The sequence below is a fragment of the Flavobacterium sp. NRK F7 genome (assembly GCF_024054195.1).
Lineage (GTDB): Bacteria > Bacteroidota > Bacteroidia > Flavobacteriales > Flavobacteriaceae > Flavobacterium.
Window position 1 is genome coordinate 1248159 of record NZ_JAMXLB010000001.1, and the last position, 23215, is coordinate 1271373.

A 23215-nucleotide genomic window follows, 5' to 3' on the forward strand; every position below is an offset into this window, starting at 1 on the left:
AAGAAGTAAGGGTATTTTTTAAGGGGTGTGAAAGAATAAAATAATCTTTTTGAAAAAATAAGACATAAAAAAAGCTCCACCGTGTGGAGCTTGATTTTTTTTGCTAGTTAGCAACTAATTACTTAGCTGGAGTTTCAGCTGGAGTTTCAGTAGCTTCTTCAACAGCAGTAGTAGCTGAGTCAGCAGCAACTTCAACAGCTTCAACAGCCTCTTCTGCAGTAGCTTCAACAGCTTCAACAGCTTCAACAGCAGTTTCTTCAGCTGGAGTTTCAGCGTTATTTTCTTTACAAGAAACGAACATCATAGCAACTAATGCTAAACTTAAAACAACTTTTTTCATCTTACTAAATTATAAAAGGTTAATTATTAATTCGGAGCAAAGATATAAATTTTTTGACTTGACAAAATATTTTTTGAATTTTTTTTTAAAAATTTTTATTCTTCACTCTAGTGTTCATTATGAGCAAATTACATGCCAAAAAAAATAAAAAATCTTATCTTTTTTTCTTAGATTTCTTTGTTGAATTTTTAGGATGCACTAATTTCATTTCTTCAATCAAATTTGTTGCATTTGCATACTTGTCTACAATGAATAAAACATAACGAATATCCACCATAATATTTCTACAAATTGATGGGTCGTAATGAATGTCGCTCATCGTACCTTCCCAAACACGGTCAAAATTTAATCCTATCAAATTTCCTGAAGCATCAATTGCAGGACTACCTGAATTTCCACCCGTTGTATGATTGGTTCCTATGAAACAAACTGGCATTTTTCCGTTTTCTCCATAGATACCATAATCTTTGGTATTATATAATTCAATTAGTTTTGCTGGTACATCAAACTCATAATCTCCAGGAACGTATTTTTCAATAATACCTTCTAAATGAGTTACAGGTTGGTAGTAAACGGCATCACTCGGACTGTAGCCTTTTACTTTACCGTAGGTGACACGAAGTGTACTGTTAGCATCTGGAAAGAAACGAGCATCTGGAAAGAGTTCCAATTGTGCTTTCATGTAGTCTCTTTGTAAAGCATTAATTTTTAAATTAAGCTCATTATAAGTTCCAGCGACATTCGCAGCATAATAATCGGCTAGTAATTTTACTAATTGATATCCTTTGTCATTATTTAATTGCTCTATTACTAAATTACTGTCACCCGCTAATAATTCCTGAACCCCTTTATAAGATGTCAATTTTGAATTATTGTAGATGTTTTTGGCTAAAATGGTAATATCTTCCGATTTTAAACTTGGAGGTATAAAAGGAGATTTCGTACTGTATAAACGCATTAATTGTTCAAAAACACGTTCGTCTACGGTAGGATTGAAATCTTTATAAGCATCTTCAAAACGTAGTAAAGCGTTTTGTTTGCGATCCATAAAAGCTTGTTCGCCTCTAGTATTAAAAATTTGCTCCAATTGATACAGTTGGAAACCAAAGCTAAGTAATTCGGTATTTCTTAAAACGACTTCATTAAAATAATCACGCGCTAAGGCATAATCATTTATTTTAGTATAATTCTCTTTAAAATCTTTTAATAAAGTTCCGTATTCTGTGCTTTTACCAGCATTTTCAACTCTTTTGGAAAATTCACTTTCGAAATTTTGTTTAATTTTAATAGCATTTGACTTTTCTAAACCTTGTTTTTCACCAATCCATTTTTTCCAATAATTGGCAACGCTAGCATATTTGGAAGCATATTGTATCTTGATAGCTTTGTCTTTTCTCATAAAACCATCTTGTACTTTTAAAGCGGCATCACGAATTTCAATTTTTGCTGGATTTAATGTATTAACAAGTTGTTCTACAGCAAAGGAAGGCAAGTATTCTTGTGTTCTTCCTGGAAACCCAAATACTAAAGTAAAATCATCTTCACTAATTCCATCAATAGAAATAGGTAAGAAGTGTTTCGGAGTATAAGGGATATTGTCTGCTGCATATTCTGCAGGCTTGTTGTCTTTATTGGCGTAAATTCTAAAAATAGAAAAATCGCCTGTATGTCTTGGCCATACCCAATTATCCGTATCTGATCCAAATTTGCCAATGGAACTTGGAGGCGCACCTACAAGTCGAATGTCTTTAAAAGTTTCCGTTACAAAAAGAATGTACTGATTGCCTTCATAGAACGTTCTGATTTTAGCTTCTTGCCAAGATTCTTTTGCGAAAGTATTCTGTACACTTGAAATGTTTTCTTGAATTTTCTTTTGTTTTTCAGCTTCTGATGAAAGAGTAGCTACACCTTCTAATACTTGTGTAGTTACATCATTAATACTAACAATTAAGGTAGCAACCATACCAGGATTCGGTAATTCGGCTTGTTTGTTTTTAGCCCAAAAACCATCTTGTAAATAATCATGTTCTACAGAGGAATGACTTTGAATAGCATCATAACCACAGTGGTGATTGGTTAAAATAAGTCCTTGATTTGAAATGATTTCAGAAGTACAGCCACCGTTAAAATGTACAATGGCATCTTTTAAACTGGATTTATTGACATCATAAATGTCTTCCGCGGTCATTTTCATACCTAGATTTTTCATCTCGGTTTCATTCATCCCTTTTAATAAAGAGGGGATCCACATACCTCCTTGTTGTGAAAAAATAGGAATTGTGAATAATAAAATCAGTAATTTTAAAAACTTCATAATTGATAGGTTTGTTATAGCGCGCAATTTACGGAATTTTTAATCGCTTTAAAAAAAATGTATATGCAGATTTATGCTACTAAAATAAGATGAGTTGATTCGCATGCTATAATTGTAAATAAGCAATGCTTTACTTTATTTTAAATAACGAAGAATGGCTTGTGTAGCACCCTGATTCATTTGTACAAATGTGCTACAAATATGTCCTTTTTCATAGCGTTCGTCTTCATTTTGAAGTAATAAGTCGAAAGCATTTTTTAAAGAATTAAAATTGGAAATGGAAATGCATCCTTCTAAATGAACTAAAGCTGTGGCTTCAGCAAAATGCGCAAAATTTGGACCAATAACGATTGGTACTCCAAAAGTTGCAGGCTCTAAAATGTTATGAACGCCTGGGTTTCCAAAACCGCCACCTACATAAGCGATGTCAGCATAGGAATAAATCTTAGTCAGAATTCCAATGGTGTCTATAATGAAAACGGTATATTCCGAAAGAGAATTTTGATTTTCTTTCTCTGAAAATAAAATTGTTTTTTGTTCTATTTGGGATTTCAAATGCGCAATTTGTTCTGATTTAATATTGTGAGGTGCAATAATAAATTTTACATTTTCAGGAGCTTGATTGATATAATTCACAATTAATTGTTCGTCTTTAGGCCACGAACTTCCAATAACTATAATTGTAGCTTTCTCATTTTTAGAGGCATTCCATGTAAATTGTTCAATAAAATCTAAGGTGTTGTTTCTTTCTAAAATCATTTGCACGCGATCAAAACGAGTATCGCCTGAAAGTGTGACATTGGTAAAACCTAAGGATTGTATTAATTGTTTTGATTTTTCATTTTGGACAAAGAAATGTTCAAAACTATGTAGTGCTGCTCTGTAAAAACCGCCATACCATTTAAAAAAAACTTGTTTTTCTCTAAAAATACCAGATATTAAATAGGTTTTTATTTGTCTTTGCTGCAATTGTTGTAAATAATTAGGCCAAAATTCATACTTGATAAAAAACACCATTTCCGGATGTGCCAAGGTGATAAATTCAATTGCGTTTTTTTTGGAGTCTAAAGGTAAATACACCGTAAGGTCAGCGATGGTGTTTTTTTTTCGAACTTCATATCCAGATGGAGAAAAAAATGTAAGCAAAATTTTATGATGAGGATACGTTGCTTTTATAGCTTCCATTACAGGTAATCCTTGCTCGTATTCGCCCAAAGAAGCAGCATGAAACCAAATTACGTTATCGGAAGGCTGAATTCTTTCTTTTAAAGTTGCAAAAACAGTCTTTCTACCATTTACAAATAATTTTATTTTGGAACTAAAAAGTGCAATTATTTTTAGTAAAAAGCCCGCAAAAATGGCCAGAAGATTATATAAAAAAAACATGAATATCAATTTTACGGCTAAAATACGTTTCTTTTTGGTTAACCGAAAAAGTAGCATATAATTTCTTACTTTTGTGTTACCAAATTTATGCGAATGAAAAAATTACAAATGGTTGACTTGAAAAGTCAATATGAAAAAATAAAAACGGAAGTTGATGCTTCTATTCAAGAAGTTTTAGATACGAATACTTATATTAATGGTCCTTTGGTTCACCAATTTCAAGCAGATTTAGAAAAATACTTAGGAGTAAAGCATGTTATCCCGTGTGCAAATGGTACGGATGCTTTACAAATTGCCATGATGGGATTGGATTTAAAACCTGGTGATGAAGTAATTACTGCTGATTTTACTTTTGCTGCTACTGTAGAAGTAATTGCTTTATTACAATTAACTCCTGTTTTGGTAGATGTAGATATGACCAATATGAACATCTCTTTAGAAGGAATTAAAAAAGCAATTACACCCAAAACCAAAGCGATTGTTCCGGTTCATTTATTTGGACGTGCAGCCAATATGGATGCTATTATGGAAATTGCAAACGAGCATAATTTATATGTAATTGAAGACAATGCGCAAGCCATTGGAGCGGATTATACCAATGCGAAAGGAGAAAAAATAAAAGTAGGAACAATAGGTCATGTGGGTGCCACTTCCTTTTTTCCATCAAAAAATTTAGGTTGTTATGGAGATGGAGGCGCTATTTTTACCAATGATGATGCATTAGCACATACGCTGAGGGGTATTGTAAACCATGGAATGTATGAGCGTTATCATCATGATGTGGTCGGTGTGAATTCCCGTTTAGATAGTATTCAAGCTGGAGTCTTAAAAGCAAAACTTCCGCATTTAGATGCTTATAATAAAGCACGTCAGGATGCGGCAAGAAAATATTCTGCAGCTTTAGGTGTAAATGAACATATTATAGTACCGGTTATTTGTGATACTTGTGATTGCCATGTGTTCCATCAATATGTAATTCGCATTACAAATGGGAAAAGAGATGGATTATTGGCTCACTTACAAAACAAACAAATTCCTTGTGCTATTTATTATCCTATTCCTTTACACAAACAAAAAGCGTATGCCGATTCCCGTTACAAAGAAGAAGATTTTCCAGTAACCAATCAATTATGTGCAGAAGTGATTGCTTTACCAATGCATACTGAATTAGACGATGAACAGATTAAGTTTATAACGGATGCCATTTTAGAATTTGTGTAATTATGTTTTTGGATTAATAGATAAGTAAGAAAATCTAACAATCAAGCTATCGAATAATTGAAAAATAAAAGATGAGGATATTAGTTACAGGAGGTTTAGGTTTTATTGGTTCTCATACCGTTGTTGAATTACAGAATGAAGGATTTGAAGTTGTTGTTGTAGATAATTTGTCTAATTCTTCGGAGCAAGTTTTAGAGGGAATTTTCTCAATAACGGGTAAAAAACCTTTTTTTGAGAAAATAGATTTACGGGATAAGAAATCGGTTCAAGAATTGTTTCAGAAATATAATGATATTTTTGGTGTTATTCATTTTGCAGCATCTAAAGCCGTGGGTGAAAGTGTAGCGAATCCATTGCTGTATTATGAAAATAACGTTACGGCATTAGTGTATTTGTTGCAAGAATTGCAAAAGCTACCTAAAGCGCAATTTATTTTTAGTTCATCATGTACAGTGTATGGACAAGCAGAAAAAATGCCTATAACGGAGAATGCCTCTGTACAAAAAGCAATGTCCCCTTATGGCAACACCAAACAAATTGGAGAAGAAATAATTGAAGATGTGGCAAAAGTTTCTGAAATTAACGCTATTCTTTTACGCTATTTCAATCCTATTGGAGCGCATCCTAGTGCTGCTATTGGTGAGTTGCCCATAGGTGTTCCTCAAAATTTAGTACCCTATATTACACAAACAGCCATAGGTTTAAGAGAACAACTTTCCGTATATGGTACTGATTATCCCACTCCAGACGGAACAGCTATTCGAGATTATATTCATGTGGTAGATTTAGCCAAAGCGCATGTGGTAGCTTTACAACGATTGATGCAGCATAAAAATGAAGATAAAGTAGAGGTTTTTAATTTAGGGACCGGAACTGGAAGTTCAGTACTAGAGGTAATAACTGCTTTTGAAAAGGTAAGTGGAGAAAAATTAAATTATAAACTTGTAGGTAGAAGAGAAGGTGATGTTGTAGCGGCTTATGCTAATACAGATAGAGCCAATTCTGTCTTAGGTTGGAAAGCAGCATCTTCTCTTGAAGAAGCTTTAGAAAGTGCCTGGAAATGGGAACAAAAAATTAGAAAGTAAGTTTAAAGTAATACTAAAACGAATAGAAAACACCAAAAGATATCGATTTTGGTGTTTTTTTTGACATTTTTAATAATCTATTTTTAACAATCGGGTAATCTGTTATTTGAAAAAAAGATGCTGTTTTGCATTTCAAACAAACAAATTATAACATGATTTTTAAAAACACATTCTTTGCAATTACTGCAGTATTGATTATGGGATGTAATCAAGATGACAGCACTCCAGAAGTAATACCTACTTCTAAGTATCCTACTTTAACAGGGAAAGATCCTTTAATTGTGGCACATAGGGGGGCTTCAGGATACCTGCCCGAACACACTTTAGCTGCTTATGCAAAAGCAATCGAATTAGGTGCTGATTTTATCGAACCCGATTTAGTTATGACCCAAGACGGTGTATTAGTGGTAAGACACGAGCCGATGTTGTCAGGAACAACAAATGTTTCGGAAATTGCAGCATTTGCTTCAAAAAAATCAACTAAAGATATTGATGGTGTACTTGTGGAAGATTGGTTTGCTTCCGATTTTACATTGGCAGAAATTAAACAATTGCGTGCCAAACAAGCTTTTTCAGAACGCTCTCAAGCATACAATAATTTGTATGAAATCCCTACCTTTAATGAAGTGATTGCTTTGGTGAAGGAAAAATCGACACAGTTAGGAAAAACAATTGGTATTTATCCAGAAACCAAACACCCTGCTTTTCATGAAGCTCTTAATTTACCTATCTCTGATAAATTGTTAGAAGCATTAACAACTGCAGGCTGGAATGATAAATCAGCTCCGGTATTTGTGCAATCTTTTGAAGTGAGTAATCTGCAGTATATTCGATCTAAATCTACCGTTAAAATTATTCAATTACTCAGTTGTTATGATGTTGCTTTAAATGGGGATTTAATTTTTGAAGTTCCTAATGGAGAAACCGTTTCTTATGGAAAGCCTTATGATTGGCATTTACAAGGTGATTCTAGAGATTACAGTTATTTCACCACAGAAGCAGGATTGAATTTTGTGAAAACCTATGCGGACGGAATCGGACCTTGGAAACCTTTCCTTATTTCTTACAAAGGCACAGATACAAACCAAGATACTTTTGCTGATGATATGAATGCGGATGGGAAAATAAACGATGCCGATAAAACGGCTTTAGAACCTAGTGATTTAGTTGAAAGAGCGCACGCTAAAGGGTTGCAAGTGCATGCTTACACTTTTAGAAATGAAAGTAGAAGATTGTTAAGTAATTATCATAATAATCCTATTTTAGAATACCAGGCCTTTTATAATTTAGGGTTGGATGGTTTGTTTACAGATTTTACAGATACTGCTTTATTAGCAAGATAATTAAATAAGAAAAAGCTCCATTTTTGGAGCTTTTTTTAATCTATAAGGTTGAAAATTATTTTTCAACGTGTTCGTTAACTTCTTCTTTTACATTATCCACACCATTTTCGATATCGTTACCTACTTCTGTCATGGCGGTGTCGATAGTTTCTACTGCATCTTGAGTAGTTTCTTTAATATCTTCGCCTACCGCTTCAGTTGCCTCTTCTACTTTGTCTTGTGTAGATTCTTTACATGAAACTACTAGTAAACTTGCCACACATACGACTGTTAAAAATAATTTTTTCATATTGTTTATTTTAAATATTATCCTTTCAAATGTAATTAAAATTTAAATCTTTAGCAAGAAATTTGGATTAGGACAATTCGACTTATAAAAAGGCAAGTCTTTACTGCTGCAAACTCCTGGATAATCTCCTTTTTTGTTTTCCATATCTTGGATGATTTGAAAATGTAAATGTGGTGCATAATCACCATTTATTGGTGGTGCTCCAAGTGTAGCAATGTAGTCTCCTTTTCTTACGGTTTGACCAATACTTTTGTTGTCGAGACTTTCTAAGCTAAGATGACCGTATAAGGTATAAAAAGTTATCCCTTCAATTTGATGTTTCAAAATAATAGTAGGTCCATAATCTCCTAATGCCGTATTGTTTTGAAAACTGTGTATCGTTCCATCTAAACCTGCTAAAACAGCTGTTCCTGCTTTAATCCATAAATCTAAACCAATATGAATATTGCGTTCATCGGTAATTGCATCATTAAAAACGGTACTTCTTTTATAAAGATTGCGTGTTTCTAAATAACCGCCATAAGCGACTTTGGCTTTGTTTTTGGCTAAATGATTCTCAATATATTGTTCAAAAGCTTCAGCATCTTTTAGTACTGAAGGTGTTAAATCTTTATTAGATGCAGCTAGTTGAATAGGCGTATATAATGAATAGTCAATCGAGGCATCGATTACTTTTACATCCTTTAAGTTTTTTAAAATATCTAAAAAATGGGTCATATTGATTATTTCAGAGGTACTACAATTGCATTTTTTGGTCTGTTAAAAAGATTGTCGGTTGTTTTTGAGAAAGTTATATTTGATAAAGTAGCATTACCAATTTTTTCTCCAAATCCAGTTTCATTAGTCCACATATGATACGTCCACTCTGTAGCAAAAGGGATACCGTCTACCTCTGAAAAATGATTATATTTTACCGCGTGAGGTTCTTTTTCAGCGACTTCTTTTCCTTTGCCAAAACTTACAATATAAGCAGCTCCTACCAAATAATTATGTTCATCTTTATAAATGACATACCAATCATCTGGTGCATCACCAATATTTGCTTCAAAAGATAATTTTCCTGTATGTAGCTTAGTGTCATAAAATGGTTTGTCTTGAAAGTCAGACCAAATGGTCCCATTATCATTTAATTTATAAGGAATAGTTACAAAATAAGACCAAGTAAAAATATCAAATCGGTCACTTTGAAGGTTGGCATCCGTTTTATTGGTAAAGACATTATTACCATCAAAAATAACGATTTCTCCATTAGTTCTTTCCATCTTTATTTTGCTTCCAGTTACCGTTTGCGTGAATCTTGCTGCTAAATAATCTTTGCCTCCAAACTGAACTACTAAATCGTAACTCACTACTTCATTACTCATAAAAGCTGCTTTTTTATGTGTGGTTTCAATTCCTTTAGTGAACTCTGGAGTTTCTTTTACAATTTGTTCTGTAACTTGAGTTTCTTCTGTTTTTATTTCTTCCTTTTTTGTGTTTTCCTGACATGAAGAGAAGAAGAAACTTATAAAAAGGGCAGAAAATAGAATTTTATTTTTCATTTTTAAATTGTTTTTTTAATACATTATAAAAGTAATAAACTGAAAATGAAATGTTCTACAACTGTTTTGTTTTGACCTTTTATTAACAGATTTATGTTAGGTAACTAACTCATTATACAATTTTTCAAAGGTTAGGTCTAAATTATTGCTAAATCCTGCATGAGGTCGAGACGTTTGTATACTAGAGCTTTTAACAGCACTAATCCATCTAAAACGTTCTTCTTTTTCAAATTGTGCAACTGGACCACCTTCTTTTTTACCTTCACAGATAGTAACTAAAGCTTCTAAGTTTACTTGTAATTGTTCCAAATCGAATTTGGGACAAAAAGCAATTATTTTTTCCTTTGGAATTTGATATTGAATACGCAGGTATTTTTGACGTTTGCAAAATAGCATCAAACCTACATTGATAAATTCTTCGCGCTCTACTCTAGGTACTACACGAATTATCGTATAATCATATAAGTGTTTTTCGTGCATCTTGAGCTTGTTTTAAAAATAATTCTGCATGTTGTAAACGAATCGTCAAAAACTGGAAATAAACTTCTTTTATAGTTTCTGGAGACATGGATTGATCTTCCCATTCCAACCATTCATCTGGAATTTGATTGACGATTTCCTTTAAAATAGCAGAGTTTAAAGTATTGGTGCAAAAAACATGAGCTGCTTCTAATTGTGTAGCTTTGGGTAACAAAACATGATCTTTGATGAGCGCAAAAGGGGTTTTCGCAGTAGTTTCCCAATTGGTCCAAGAATGATGAAAATAAAAGGAAGCACCATGATCAATGAGCCAAAGTTCTTTTTTCCAAAGCAGTAGATTCGTGTTTTTGAAGGTACGATCAACATTGGTAATAAAAGCATCCAGCCAAACAATTTTCGAAGCCAATAAAGCATCGCAATCATTTGCTGCAGCATCATAGGTTAATGCACCTGATAAAAAATGCAACCCTAAATTTAACCCTTGACTAAATTTTAGTAAATCTTGAATTTCTTCATCTGCTTCTGTTCTTCCAAAAGCTTCATCCAAATTAGCGAAAACCAACTCAGGAACTGGCAACCCAAGTATTTTTGCGATTTGACCACCCAAAAATTCTGCGATTAATGCCTTTACTCCGTGTCCAGCGCCTCTAAATTTTAATACATATTTAAAATCGTCATCTGCTTCAGCTAAAGCAGGTAAAGAGCCTCCTTCTCGAAGCGGAGTAATGTATCGGGTTACATTTACGGTTCGCAAATTCAAATTCATTACTAAAAAACTTTTAAACAAAGGTAGCTAAAAAAAACTCCGATAAAATATCGGAGTTTTTTACTTTTATTTTTTTAAGCTGAATGAGTAGCTACTTCTTTATTGATTTTATTCACTAAGCCAACCAATACTTTTCCTGGACCTACTTCTGTGAAACTAGTTGCTCCATCCGCTATCATTTGATTGACAGATTGTGTCCATTTTACTGGTGCAGTTAATTGGATGATTAAATTTTTCTTTATTTCTTCTGGATTTGAAACCGCATTTGCTGTTACATTTTGGTAAACAGGACAAACAGGTTTAGAAAAAGTAGTAGCTTCAATTGCTGCTGCTAACTCTTCTCTTGCTGGTTCCATCATAGGCGAATGGAAAGCTCCACCAACAGGTAAAATTAAAGCTCTTTTGGCACCAGCTTCTTTCATTTTTTCACAGGCAGCTTCCACAGCTTTGTATTCTCCAGAAATTACTAATTGGCCAGGACAATTGTAATTGGCTGCTACAACTACACCATCGATACTAGCGCAAATATCTTCTACAATTTTATCTTCTAAGTTTAAAACGGCAGCCATAGTGGAAGGCGTTATTTCACAAGCTTTTTGCATGGCTAATGCTCTTTGAGAGACTAATTTTAAACCATCTTCAAAAGATAAAGTACCATTAGCAACTAATGCTGAAAATTCACCTAAAGAATGTCCTGCTACCATTTCTGGTTTAAAATCTTCTAATGTTTTTGCTAAAATTACAGAGTGTAAGAAAACTGCAGGTTGTGTTACTTTGGTTTCTTTCAATTGTTCTGCTGTTCCTTCAAACATGATGTCAGTAATTCTAAAACCTAAAATTTCATTCGCTTTTTCAAATAATTCTTTGGCAATTGCCGAATTTTCATATAAGTCTTTTCCCATTCCTGTAAATTGGGCTCCTTGACCTGGAAATACGTATGCTTTCATTTGTTTCGTTTAATTTTTAATGCGTTATGTTTTTTATGTATTCATAATCGGTAACAAAAATAGACTTTTTTAAGCATAAAAAAACCTTACAAATTCTAAAATCTATAAGGTGTATTCTTTTTGAAAGTTAAAATTAGGCTTTAACTAATTGTAATTCAATGATTAGTTTAACTTCTTCTCCTACTAATACGCCACCAGTTTCTAATGCGGCATTCCAATTTAATCCCCAATCTTTTCGGTTGATTTTACCTTCAATGTTTAAACCTACTTTTGTATTTCCCCATGGGTCTTGCATTAATCCGCTAAATTCTACAGGTAATTTTACTTCTTTTGAAGTGCCTTTAATAGTTAGTGTGCCTGTTAGTTCATAATTGTGATCGTTTACTTTTGAAAATGATGAACTTTTAAAAGTTAAATTTGGAAAGTTTTCTGCATCAAAAAAATCACCACTTTTTAGATGGTTATCTCTATCTACATTACTCGTGTTAATAGAGTTGATTGCTGCTGAGAAAGAAACTTTTGCCGTTGAAAAATCATTTTCTTCTGTTTCAATTACGCCTTCATAAGAGTCAAACTTCCCGGAAACATTTGTAAACATCATGTGTTTTACTTTAAAACCTATTTCTGAATGTGTGGAATCTATTGTCCATTTTGTAGTTGCCATATTTTTTATTTTAAATTATGTTTTTAATTACACTACAAATTTACAATCAGATGATTAGAGTGTCACTTAACCTAGATTAAGAAAAGATTAGAAGTTTATTTTTTTAACTTTTTCTTTTAATTCGTTATCTAAATCAGAATTAGTAATCATCCCTTTATCAGTATCAAAATTATCATTAAAACTAGGCAATGAAAAAGTAGTTTCAATAATACCATCATGTCTAGGAAACCTTCCTTCAGCAATTTCTAAAACAGAACTACCGCCACGAGCTCCTGGAGAAGTTGCTAAAAGGAATATACTTTTACCTTGAAATAATTTTACATTGATGCGAGACATCCAATCGAAAAGACTTTTGAAAGCGGCTGTATAATTTCCATTATGTTCTGCCATAGAAATCACAAGTAAATCAGCTTCTGCAAGTTTGTTTAAAAAAGCATGAGCCGCTTGAGGAAAACCTTCTTCTTTTTCAATGTCTATGGAATATGTTGGTACAGGAAAATCATTTAAATCTAAAACTTCTGTCGTTGCATTGGTAAAAAGACCTGCAGCATAAGTGGCTAATTGTTTATTAATTGATTTTTTACTGTTTGATGCTCCAAAAGCAATAATTTTTTTCGCCATTATTTATTTGTTTTTATAATAGGTTAATGCACCTGATGGACATTTTTCCACAGTTGCAATAATTTTTTCAGTAGTTGAATTTTCAGGTGTAATCCATGGTTTTTCTCTTGGTTTAAAAACATCAGGATTGTTTCGTACACAATTTCCAGAATGAATGCACTTTCCAGATTGCCATACTATGGTTACTTCACCATTAGTGTATTCTTTTGTAATGTCTTTCGGATTCATATATTGTTATTTAGTTTGTTAAAAATACAATTAAATTGTGGTTTCGATTACGACTTTGTTTTTCAAAATTTTAGAGACTGGACATTTTTCTGCAATTAGTAGTAATCTGTTTTTAATATCTTCTTCAATGTTTTCTGAAAAAGTAATGGTACGTGTTATGGTTGTTTTTAATTCAGGAGTGTTTTCTTGATATAAATTTAAGGAAATTTTTATTTCTGGAATAATCCATCCTTTTCGGTTGATATACATTCGTAAAGTAGACAAAGTACAACCCGCTAAAGAAGCTAAAAGAGTAGAGTAGGGATCTGGACCTAAATCTTTACCTTCAATACTTTCAGGTTCATCCATTATAAATGTACCATTTCGCCATGAAATGGTACATTTATATTTTTGTAAACCGATATGTCCTAATACATCATTTTCTAATAATTGTCCCATAATTATAGTACGTCTTGATATTCTAGTGTTTTTTCGAAAACTTTTTTCGCAAAAGGACACAAAGGAATAATTTTTAAGTTTTTCTCACGAGCAAAAGCAACCGCTTGAGCTACCATTTGTTTTCCAAAGCCTTTGCCATTGTAAGCTTCATTTACTTCGGTATGATCGATGATTATTTTATCATTACCAGCATAAACAAAAGTCATTTTTGCGACTAATTTTCCGTCTACTTCAATGTAGAAGGAACCGTTTTTGTCGTTGGTTTCTAATTGGACTGTTGGTGTCATAATCTTGTTTTATTAATGTTCCATTGGAATTTCCATTACTAAGAATTTAGCTGCAGTTGTGGCTTTTATTTCAAGTGTAGTTGTATTCCAAAACCCAATAGCGTCTCTTTTACTAAGATTTTCACCATTTACTTCAATCTCTCCTTCAATTGTCATGATATAAAAACCGTTACCTTCTTTTTTTAAATCTAGTTTTTTTGAAAAATCTTGATCAAAATCACTTAAATAAAACCACGCATCTTGATGTATCCAAACCCCTTCATCTTCTGGATTAGGAGACAAAATTTGAGCGAAGTTGTTTTTTTGTAACGATTGATCTAATGTTATTTGTTGGTAACGAGGTGTTACATTTTCTTTGTTAGGAAATAACCAAATTTGGAACAATTTTGTTTGTTGGTCAGGATTAGGGTTAAATTCACTATGTCTGATGCCAGTTCCAGCGCTCATAACTTGAACATCGCCTGTTTTAATCGTTGCGGCATTTCCCATACTGTCTTTATGTGCTAAATCCCCTTCTAAAGGAATCGTAATAATTTCCATATTATCGTGAGGATGCGTTCCAAAACCCATACCTGCAGCTATTGTATCATCATTTAATACACGTAATGCTCCAAAGTGCACTCGTTCTGGATTGTACCAATTTGCGAAACTAAAACTATGCCATGCGTTTAACCAACCATGATTTGCATTTCCTCTGGTGTTTGCTCTATGAATTACTGAATTTTTCATTTGTAAAATTTTTTGTTAGAATAAAATGAAACAGTCTGAATGATTTCTTTACTGCTTCATTGTTGATTTTCAACTTATTTGATACAAATTTACGACCAACACACCTCTTTTGCCCTTAACCTAGATTAAGAAAAGAATTATGGTTTTTTTTCAGTTCCGTTGCTAATTTGAACGGGTACTTCATTGAGTGGTAAACCGCCTTTAATTCCAAAATCTAAGGTGCGAATAGGGAACGGAATCACAATCTCATTTTCATCATATGTTTTCTTAATTCTAATGATGGCCTCGCTACCTACTTTATTGTAAACCGATTGTTCCGGTGTATTTACCCACATGCGAACCGATAAATTGATTGAGCTATCACCAAATTCGGTAAAAAATACTTTTACTTCATCTTCTTCCGATAAATCGGGTATATCTTTAACAGCATCATACGTAATTTTTTGAACCTTTTCTAAGTCTTCACCATAAGATACTCCAACAGTCAAATCAAAGCGTCTTTTTCTAATGTGTGAATAATTTTCAATGGGATTTTGAAATACTTCTTTATTAGGAATAATAACCACCTGTCCTTTAAAAGTTTCCATAACGGTGTCTCTAAGGTTGACTTCCGTTATTTTACCCATATAATCTTTCACTTCAACAATATCGCCTACACGTAATGGTTTTCGGAAAGAAATAAAGATACCCGACATAAAATTAGCTGCGATATCTTGGAAGGCAAAAGCCAATGCTAAACCTAAAATACCAGCACCCGCTAAAATAGAAGTCACCGCTTTGTCGAGTTTTAAAATACTCAAAACCGTAAAAATCACGATTCCTATTACCGTTAAGTAGACAATAGAACTGAACAAGTTATTTAAAGTAATGTTTTTAGAAACCTTAGCAAAGAGTTTGTGTGCAATTTTGCGAATGAATTTTGCTATAAATAAGCCCAAAACTAACACAACAACTGCCAAAAAGATATTGGGTAATAATTTAATTAAACTTTCTAACCAATAGGTTAATTTTTCAGAAATTAAATCAGAAATTTTTTTGATATCCATTTGTTTTCATTAAATAATTAAAGGAATAGAAATGTACAATAGATTTACTTTTTATAATGTAAACCAACTCTAGTATTCAAATTTATATAAAATGTTTCTAAGTTAGAGGAAGACCTAGTAATTATGTAAAAGATTTCGAAAGTATTGAAACCGAAACGCTTGGCGAAAGGCTAATTTCGTGGATGACTAATACATTAAATAAACCTCTAATGCCACACTTTAATAAGTTATTGATTGTAATGTTGTTGTTCGTTTCTAAAACTTTTGCACAAGAAGCCATTCCAAATCCAATTATTAAGAAAACGATTTCTCAACAATGGGAATTAGATAGTATCGACAGAAAAGGAACGTTTCGATTGGTATCGTATAGACCTATCTATTTTGCGGCTGCCCGATGGTCAACAAAAAAAAATGAAGCCCCATTTAATGAAAGTGGTGAATTTGCAACGGATGACACCAATATCTTTGATAATATTGAGGCAAAATTTCAAATTAGTTTTAAAACAAAAGTAGTAGAAGGTCTCTTCTTTGGAAAAGGGGATTTGTGGGTGGCTTATACCCAAAAAGCGCATTGGCAAGTATATAATAAAAAACTATCTCGTGCTTTTAGAGAATTGAATTATGAACCTGAAATTATTTTTAACTTTCCAATGTGCATCAGTTTAGGTGGCGGAAAAATTAGAAATTTTGGTTTTATCTTAAATCATCAGTCTAATGGTAAAGATATTCCTACTTCTAGAAGTTGGAATCGTATCATCTTTAACATTGGTTATGAATATAAAAATTGGAATGTCAATTTCAGACCTTGGTACCGTATGCCAGATGAAGAAGATGAAAATCCTGGGATTACAGAATTCATTGGAGATGCGGAACTAGAAATAGGAGCAAATTTTGGAAAACATGAATTTTATAGTATTATGTCTCATTCTTTTTCCACGCTTAAAAAAGGAAATATTCAATTGAACTATGTTTTTCCTATTCGAGGACACTTAAGAGGACATGTGCAAGTATTTCATGGTTACGGAGAAACACTAATTGATTATAATGTACGCCAGACTACTTTAGGGGTTGGAATCTCTTTTGCCAATTGGTAAATGGTTTCTTGATGAATTCATAATTTCTGTTTTCTTTTTATTTTGTTAAATTTAAAATTATATTTTGTTAAAAATGTTAATTTATAACAAAATAATTAAAAATATAAATAAAAAAGTATATAAAAATAATATGCTTGCATAATATTTTATTCTAATTTAGTGCCATCAAACAAACAAATAAATATTTTATGAAAAATTTTTTACTTATCGTAATTTTTCTCTTTGTTGGCGCATTTGAGGGAATTACACAGAACTACAACATTGCTAGTGTTTCAAAAAACTTTAGAGACAGTAGTCGTAGGAACCGAAGTGTTAGCGTTAAAATTTATTATCCAACGAACCCAGTTCCAAATCAACCTAAAGTGTCTTTTCCTGTACTTGTTTTTGGACATGGTTTTGTAATGGGTTCAGACGCGTATCAAAACTTTTATGACAATTTGGTTCCAAAGGGGTATATTGTAGCGTTTGTAAATACAGAAAATAGTGTATTTGCAAATCACGATGCGTATTCCAAAGATTTGGCTTTCGTAGTTAGAGCCATGCAAGCAGAGAACAATGTATCCTCTTCTGTACTTAATGGTATAGTTGGAAATAAAACAGCCTTGTTAGGGCATTCCATGGGTGGTGGTGCAGCAATTGTTGCCGCTTCTCTGGCTCAAGTGGAGACTGTAGTCACTTTTGCTCCTGCGCAGTTACGTTTTAATACACTGGTACCAGCTTCTCAAGTGGAAGAAGATGCTGTTGTGTTTTCAGGAAGTAGCGATGGTGTAACACCTCCAGATGAAAACCATTTGCCTCTTTATAGTAATCTAGGTTCCAACTGTAAGTATTATATTAGCATAACTGGAGGAGCACATTGCTATTTTGCAAATTCTAATTTTGCTTGCGATTTTGGAGAAAGAACGGCTTCAAATAATATTCAAATAGATAGAACCCAACAACACCTTATTACATTTAATTTTTTGAACTCTTGGTTGGATTATAAGTTAAAGAATAATTTGGTAGCCCAACAAACATTTAGAAATGATTTAGCTACTTCAAATGAAGTGACTTTTATGAACAATTGTACGCAAAGTCTTAGAAATACAGTTGTAAATAATGAAATATTTGTAAACCTGTATCCTAATCCAGCTTCTTCTCATATTGCTATTACCCTTACTAATTCAGAAATTTTTGAAAAGGCTCAAATTTATAATGATTTTGGTCAATTAGTAGTTGCCACTACAAAAGACAATATTGATGTTTCTCTTTTAAAAGAAGGGCAATATTTTGTAAAGATTTTTACCAAAGAATCTATGTATAATAAAAGACTCGTAATCCAAAAATAAGTTAAGGGAATTAGTGGAAACATTAATTTTAAAGCAGTTGCTAATTCAATTTTAGCAACTGTTTTTTTATTCTTTTTTTCTAAGTAATTTGGCTTTCATTTTGCTAAAAAATTCTGGGGTTACCCCAATGTAGGAAGCAATTTGCTTTTGAGGTACATTTTGAATTAAACTCGGATACCGATTGCAAAATTTTTCAAATCGTTCTTCGGCTGACAAACTCAAATTATCCATTAACCGTTCTTGGTGGGCAACCAATGATTTTTCCATTAAAATGCGAAAAAAACGTTCTAATTTTGGAATTTCATGATATAAAATTTCTTGATTTTCTTTGGATAATACAACTACTTCTGCATCTTCCAATACTTCAATAAATAAATTCCCTGGCTTTTGAGAAAGTAAACTGTACATATCACCAATCCACCAACCTTCGCAGGCAAAATGCAACACATGTTCTACAATATGATCATTAATATTAAAACTTCTTACAATACCCGAATTGACAAAATATGAATCTTTGCATATTTCACCAGCACTATGCAGTAAGGTCTTCGCTTTGTATTCTTTGACTTCGGTTTTGGAAAGAATGAATTCTTTTTCACTATCGGTAAGTGGCGTTATTTTGGAAATATTGTCTAAAATTAAAGCCATTATTTTGTTGATTTGGGAAGTAATTTAAATTGAGTCACAACAAAAACAGTATCTTTAATGGTACCTATAACTTCCGCTTTGCGAATCGCTTGACAAAAACCATCTTCAGCATGAGCGTCTCCGTGTTTGTCGATATCAGTGCCTTCTACAAAATACGCTTTTCCGTCTATTCTAACGGCTAAATCACAACCGTTACCTTTCATTCCAAATTGGCATTGCCCACAAGACGCTTCTACAATTTGTTTTTTTGTAGTGGCTTTTTTCTCTTGACCAACTGCAATATTTAGTAAAAACAAGGCTAAGAATAGCAGGATTTTTTTCATGGTAAGTATATTTAGAAAAGCTAATTTAGTATTTTTCATTGTAATTTGAGAATGTTATTTGTATATCTTTGAGAACTTTTTTATTAAAAAATTTATATGAAAAAAATTCTACTATTGTTTTTTATTTTATTTCAAATTTCCCTTTTTGCACAAATTTCAGATTTGAATAATTGTGCAGGGAATAATGTATTTGATTTAACTTCTCAAGAAGCCATTTTAATTGGCTCCCAAAATCCAGCAGACCTAATAATTACCTATCATGTTAGCCTTGCAGATGCGCAAAATAATGTAAATGCCATTGCAAACCCTACTTCTTATACAAGTGTTTCTAGTCCAGAAACTATTTATGTTAGGGTTGAAAATATTAATACTACAGCGGTGGTTTATGAAACATTTAATTTGATTGAGAATTATGAGATAGTGGTAACTGCTTTTATTGAGTCTAACGGTTGTGCAACTGGTGCTACAATAAGAGTAAGTGCTGTTGGAGGTTCGGGAGAATATATTTACGATTATACTTCTGCAATTCCAGCAGGCCCAGTATTTGGCAATCAAATAGTAGGTTTACCACCTGGTGATTATTATATTTCTGCAACTGATTCTTTTGGATGTGTTGGTTATGTGTTAATTACGGTTCCTTATCCTGAACCTATTATGGCAACAGCATTTCTAGAATCTTATGATTGTATTTCTAACGGAACCATTACGGTTCAAGCAACTGGAGGAAGTGGTATCTATCAATATTCAATTGATGGTGGTGTAACACATCAAATTAGCCCTACTTTTACAAATTTACCAGAAGGAACTTATATTGTAGCTGTAATGGATAGCAATGGATGTACCGCTATTGCAAATACTATTCAAATTGTACAACCTAATCCTATTACAGCAACACTTCAAGCAGTAGGGAATACGGTACATGTTATAAATGTTTCGGGTGGTACTCCTCCTTATACTTATTTTTTAGATAATATTCTAAATTCAAGTTCAGAATTTCCTTATGTTCCTTCAGGCTATCATTGTTTTGAGATTAATGATAGTTCTGGTTGTGGTTTTATGGAATGTGTTACCATTAATTCTATTTTTAGTGTAGGGACAAATGGTACCTATCAAGATTACAACAATGATGGTTTTGTAAATATAGGCGATGTAATTAGTTATACTTTTTCGCTTACAAACACGCAAACCTTAGATCTTACTAACATTACATTAGATGCTTTTGGTTTGTCAACTAATGGCGCTACTTTGGCTGCATTATCTGGTGGTGCTACAGATACTACTACTTTTACGGCTACTTATGTGTTAACACAAGAAGACATTAATGCAGGCTATGTAACACGTGATTTTTTATTTAATGGAACTTACGATGGAAATTCAACTTCTAATTGGGTCGTAGAAATAACCTCTTTACCAATAACAGATGGAATACAACTAAATGCTTTTTTAGATAGTAACGGAAATAATATACAAGATAATGGTGAACCAAATATTAATGTAGGTTCATTTGAATACCAAATTAATAATGGCAATACCATACATGTTGAATCCTCAAACGGGATATATTATTTATATGAAACGAATGCTTCCAATACTTATAATTTGAGTTATACTCTTGACGCAGCCTATCAGAATTTTACAGTAACACAAAATAATTATACAAACATTACTGTTCCTGTAAATTCAGGTATTACAACTTATAATTTTCCTATTTTAGGTGATTATAGCCCAGATTTACAAGTGTTTCTCAACCAGTTTGGTGCGCCTCCAAGGCCAGGGTTTGTTTACTATGAGAGAATTATGTACAGAAATAGTGGCAATATGGTAATGAATGGAACGATTACTTTTACCAACGATGCTATCGTATCTATAACCAATGTTTCTCAATCAGGAATTGTTACCAATGCCAATGGGTTTAGTTATAACTTTACTAATTTATTGCCCAATGAAACGCGTTACATTTACGTTACAATGCAAACACCAACGATTCCAACGGTAGCATTAGGAGATGTTATAACCAATTCGGTTACGATTACTCTTCCTACAGGAGATATTAATCCTAATAATAATGAAGCTACGTTATCGCAAGTTGTGGTTGGTTCCTATGATCCAAATGATAAAACAGAAGTACATGGTGGAAAAATTGTCTATGCCGATTTTACTTCTTCTGATTATTTAACCTATACCATTCAGTTTGAAAATACAGGAACAGCGAATGCTGTAAATGTAAAAGTAGATGATGTTTTAGATGCTATGTTAGATGTTGCAACCCTTAAAATGATAGATGCGAGTCACGATTATGTTTTAATCAAAGAGGGTAATAATTTGAGTTGGAAATTTGATGGTATCGATTTACCACCATCTGTTGCAAATACAAACATTGGTAAAGGTTATATTGTTTTTCAAATTAAACCCATGTCTGGTTATGCAATTGGCGATATAATTCCAAATACAGCTGAGATTTATTTTGATTTTAATCCGGCCATTGTAACCAATACTTTTACGACTGAATTTGTTGAGACTTTAGGAGTATCTGATTTTAAGAAAAATGATTTTGTGGTTTACCCAAATCCTGCCACGAATGAGTTATTTATACATTCTAAGGTAAATGAAGCTATTGATGCTGTAGTTTTGGTTGATGTTTTAGGAAAAACAATCTATCAAGAAGTTGTAAAAGCTACTTTTTCTAGAATAGACATTTCAAGTTTTCAAAAAGGAATTTACTTCTTAAAAGTAACCCATAACGGATATGAAGAAACCATAAAAGTTATTAAACAATAATGAGAAAAGCCCAAAAATTAATTTGGGCTTTTTTATGTTATCTCATTAAGAATTTACAGTGACTAATTTAGCTGTTTCTTTAGCTCTATCTGTAATCGTTTCAATAGGAGTTTCTAAAGTATCATGAGTTAAAACTACACCCATTCTTCGATACGGTCTGGAGGTGGGTTTTCCAAAAATTCTAAAATCGGTTTTGGATAATGCCGCTACTTTTTCAATACCGCTATAGGTGGGTTGACTTGAATTTTCAGAAGCCAAAATAACCGCGCTAGCACCTTTTCTTTCCAAAGTAATTTCAGCAATAGGTAAGCCTAAAATGGCACGCAGATGCAATTCAAATTCGTTGAAATTTTGCGTGTTAGCTAAAGTTACCATACCCGTGTCATGAGGTCTCGGTGATAATTCAGAAAAATAAACACCTTCTTTAGTTAGAAAAAACTCCACTCCAAAAAGACCAGCGCCACCCAATGCTTCGGTAACTTTTCTAGCCATATCTTGTGCTTCAGTAAGTGCTGTTTCAGAAATGTTTGCGGGTTGCCAACTTTCCTGATAATCGCCTCTTTCTTGTCTGTGACCAATGGGCGCACAAAATAAAGTGGGTAAACTGTGATTTTGAGTTACTGTTAAAAGTGTGATTTCTGAATCAAAGGTTACAAAGGCTTCAACAATTACTTCAACCACATCTCCACGAGAACCTTCAACCGCATAATTCCAAGCTTTTTCAATATCTTCTGTTGATTTTATGGTAGATTGCCCTTTGCCAGACGAACTCATCAAAGGTTTTACTACACAAGGAATTCCAACTTCTTTTACGGCTTCTTCTAGTTCTCTTGAAGTTGTTGCATAACGGTAGTTGGCCGTACGTAGGCCTAATTCTTTTGCTGCTAAATCACGAATGGCTTTTCGATTCATCGTAAAATTTGCGGCTTTTGCTGATGGAACCACAGTAATACCTTGTTTTTCATATTCGTAAAAGCGTTCAGTACGAATCGCTTCAATTTCAGGAACAATAAAATCAGGTTGGTGTTTAGCAACAATTCGATCTAATTCTGCACCATCCAACATATTTATTACTTCAAATTCGTGTGCCACTTGCATTGCGGGAGCATTTTCATAATTATCCACTGCGATTATGTGTTGTCCAATGCGTTGAGCAGCAATTACAAACTCTTTTCCAAGTTCTCCAGAACCAAGAAGTAAAATTTTTTTAGTCATTGTAGTGTGTGTTTCAGTTTAAGTTGAAACAAAATTAGGTTTTTAAAACGTAAAAAAAAATTGAACCACTTTTTTAAAGGGTCCAATTTTTTTTCAGAAAGTAA

25 protein-coding genes are annotated in these 23215 nt (G+C 32.9%); 6 read left to right on the forward strand and 19 right to left on the reverse strand.

Annotated elements, in window-relative coordinates; all coding sequences use genetic code 11:
* Nucleotides 1-118: 118 nt before the first annotated feature.
* The 3 genes from NHF47_RS05285 to NHF47_RS05295 form a co-directional block, all read right to left on the reverse strand.
* Nucleotides 119-340: a hypothetical protein gene (locus tag NHF47_RS05285; protein ID WP_140997159.1), complete on the reverse strand. Its 222-nt coding sequence runs from the start codon at nt 338-340 to the stop codon at nt 119-121.
* 154 nt (nt 341-494) lie between these two features.
* Nucleotides 495-2654, reverse strand: coding sequence for a S46 family peptidase (locus NHF47_RS05290; RefSeq protein WP_252763950.1), 2160 nt, complete (start codon nt 2652-2654; stop codon nt 495-497).
* A gap of 135 nt (nt 2655-2789) precedes the next feature.
* Nucleotides 2790-4040 carry a 3-deoxy-D-manno-octulosonic acid transferase gene (locus tag NHF47_RS05295; RefSeq protein ID WP_252763951.1) on the reverse strand — a complete coding sequence of 417 codons (1251 nt, stop codon included), beginning with the start codon at nt 4038-4040 and terminating at the stop codon, nt 2790-2792.
* Nucleotides 4041-4133: 93 nt separating this feature from the next.
* On the opposite strand from NHF47_RS05295, the gene NHF47_RS05300 reads away from it, so the two are divergent.
* From NHF47_RS05300 to NHF47_RS05310, 3 genes are all read left to right on the forward strand, one after another.
* Nucleotides 4134-5261 (forward strand): DegT/DnrJ/EryC1/StrS aminotransferase family protein, encoded by a 1128-nt coding sequence (locus tag NHF47_RS05300; protein WP_252763952.1) that lies wholly within the window; start codon nt 4134-4136, stop codon nt 5259-5261.
* Between the two features lie 71 nt (nt 5262-5332).
* Nucleotides 5333-6346 (forward strand): UDP-glucose 4-epimerase GalE, encoded by a 1014-nt coding sequence (gene galE, locus NHF47_RS05305; RefSeq protein WP_252763953.1) that lies wholly within the window; start codon nt 5333-5335, stop codon nt 6344-6346.
* Nucleotides 6347-6498: 152 nt separating this feature from the next.
* Complete coding sequence (locus tag NHF47_RS05310; protein ID WP_252763954.1) at nt 6499-7689, forward strand: glycerophosphodiester phosphodiesterase; 1191 nt, start codon at nt 6499-6501, stop codon at nt 7687-7689.
* Nucleotides 7690-7744: 55 nt separating this feature from the next.
* Here NHF47_RS05310 and NHF47_RS05315 read toward each other — a convergent pair whose 3' ends face one another.
* From NHF47_RS05315 to NHF47_RS05375, 13 genes are all read right to left on the reverse strand, one after another.
* Complete coding sequence (locus tag NHF47_RS05315; RefSeq protein ID WP_252763955.1) at nt 7745-7978, reverse strand: hypothetical protein; 234 nt, start codon at nt 7976-7978, stop codon at nt 7745-7747.
* Between the two features lie 42 nt (nt 7979-8020).
* Nucleotides 8021-8695 carry a peptidoglycan DD-metalloendopeptidase family protein gene (locus NHF47_RS05320; RefSeq protein WP_252763956.1) on the reverse strand — a complete coding sequence of 225 codons (675 nt, stop codon included), beginning with the start codon at nt 8693-8695 and terminating at the stop codon, nt 8021-8023.
* Nucleotides 8696-8700: 5 nt separating this feature from the next.
* Nucleotides 8701-9519: a heat-shock protein Hsp90 gene (locus NHF47_RS05325; protein WP_252763957.1), complete on the reverse strand. Its 819-nt coding sequence runs from the start codon at nt 9517-9519 to the stop codon at nt 8701-8703.
* 96 nt (nt 9520-9615) lie between these two features.
* A complete protein-coding gene (locus tag NHF47_RS05330; protein WP_252763958.1) occupies nt 9616-9999 on the reverse strand; it encodes a DUF3037 domain-containing protein in 384 nt (127 codons plus the stop codon).
* Entirely contained in the window at nt 9977-10765 is a 789-nt protein-coding gene (locus tag NHF47_RS05335) for a HipA family kinase (RefSeq protein WP_252763959.1), read from the reverse strand. The genes NHF47_RS05330 and NHF47_RS05335 overlap by 23 nt, the downstream gene beginning before the upstream one ends.
* Nucleotides 10766-10839: 74 nt before the next feature.
* Nucleotides 10840-11712 (reverse strand): ACP S-malonyltransferase, encoded by an 873-nt coding sequence (fabD, locus tag NHF47_RS05340; RefSeq protein WP_252763960.1) that lies wholly within the window; start codon nt 11710-11712, stop codon nt 10840-10842.
* A gap of 133 nt (nt 11713-11845) precedes the next feature.
* Complete coding sequence (locus tag NHF47_RS05345; RefSeq protein ID WP_252763961.1) at nt 11846-12376, reverse strand: YceI family protein; 531 nt, start codon at nt 12374-12376, stop codon at nt 11846-11848.
* Nucleotides 12377-12463: 87 nt separating this feature from the next.
* A complete protein-coding gene (locus NHF47_RS05350; RefSeq protein ID WP_252763962.1) occupies nt 12464-12997 on the reverse strand; it encodes an NADPH-dependent FMN reductase in 534 nt (177 codons plus the stop codon).
* A 3-nt stretch (nt 12998-13000) separates the two neighbouring features.
* On the reverse strand, nt 13001-13225 hold the full coding sequence (locus tag NHF47_RS05355) for a (4Fe-4S)-binding protein (protein ID WP_252763963.1): 225 nt from the start codon (nt 13223-13225) through the stop codon (nt 13001-13003).
* A 30-nt stretch (nt 13226-13255) separates the two neighbouring features.
* Nucleotides 13256-13663 (reverse strand): OsmC family protein, encoded by a 408-nt coding sequence (locus NHF47_RS05360; protein WP_252763964.1) that lies wholly within the window; start codon nt 13661-13663, stop codon nt 13256-13258.
* Nucleotides 13664-13665: 2 nt separating this feature from the next.
* Nucleotides 13666-13950, reverse strand: a complete 285-nt coding sequence (locus NHF47_RS05365) for a GNAT family N-acetyltransferase (RefSeq protein WP_252763965.1) — start codon at nt 13948-13950, stop codon at nt 13666-13668.
* Between the two features lie 12 nt (nt 13951-13962).
* Nucleotides 13963-14679, reverse strand: coding sequence for a pirin family protein (locus NHF47_RS05370; protein ID WP_252763966.1), 717 nt, complete (start codon nt 14677-14679; stop codon nt 13963-13965).
* Between the two features lie 137 nt (nt 14680-14816).
* Complete coding sequence (locus NHF47_RS05375) at nt 14817-15725, reverse strand: mechanosensitive ion channel family protein (protein ID WP_252763967.1); 909 nt, start codon at nt 15723-15725, stop codon at nt 14817-14819.
* Between the two features lie 209 nt (nt 15726-15934).
* On the opposite strand from NHF47_RS05375, the gene NHF47_RS05380 reads away from it, so the two are divergent.
* Nucleotides 15935-16819 carry a phospholipase A gene (locus NHF47_RS05380; RefSeq protein ID WP_252763968.1) on the forward strand — a complete coding sequence of 295 codons (885 nt, stop codon included), beginning with the start codon at nt 15935-15937 and terminating at the stop codon, nt 16817-16819.
* A 188-nt stretch (nt 16820-17007) separates the two neighbouring features.
* Nucleotides 17008-18147, forward strand: coding sequence for a T9SS type A sorting domain-containing protein (locus NHF47_RS05385; RefSeq protein WP_252763969.1), 1140 nt, complete (start codon nt 17008-17010; stop codon nt 18145-18147).
* Nucleotides 18148-18213: 66 nt separating this feature from the next.
* On the opposite strand, the gene NHF47_RS05390 is transcribed toward NHF47_RS05385, so the two are convergent.
* Entirely contained in the window at nt 18214-18795 is a 582-nt protein-coding gene (locus tag NHF47_RS05390) for a Crp/Fnr family transcriptional regulator (RefSeq protein ID WP_252763970.1), read from the reverse strand.
* On the reverse strand, nt 18795-19118 hold the full coding sequence (locus NHF47_RS05395; protein ID WP_252763971.1) for a DUF6370 family protein: 324 nt from the start codon (nt 19116-19118) through the stop codon (nt 18795-18797). Before NHF47_RS05395 ends, NHF47_RS05390 begins: the two co-directional genes overlap by 1 nt.
* A 96-nt stretch (nt 19119-19214) precedes the next feature.
* Between NHF47_RS05395 and NHF47_RS05400 the strand changes: the two genes are divergently transcribed.
* Complete coding sequence (locus NHF47_RS05400) at nt 19215-21896, forward strand: T9SS type A sorting domain-containing protein (RefSeq protein WP_252763972.1); 2682 nt, start codon at nt 19215-19217, stop codon at nt 21894-21896.
* A 45-nt stretch (nt 21897-21941) separates the two neighbouring features.
* Here NHF47_RS05400 and purT read toward each other — a convergent pair whose 3' ends face one another.
* Entirely contained in the window at nt 21942-23111 is a 1170-nt protein-coding gene (gene purT, locus NHF47_RS05405) for a formate-dependent phosphoribosylglycinamide formyltransferase (RefSeq protein WP_252763973.1), read from the reverse strand.
* Between the last annotated feature and the right edge of the window lie 104 nt (nt 23112-23215).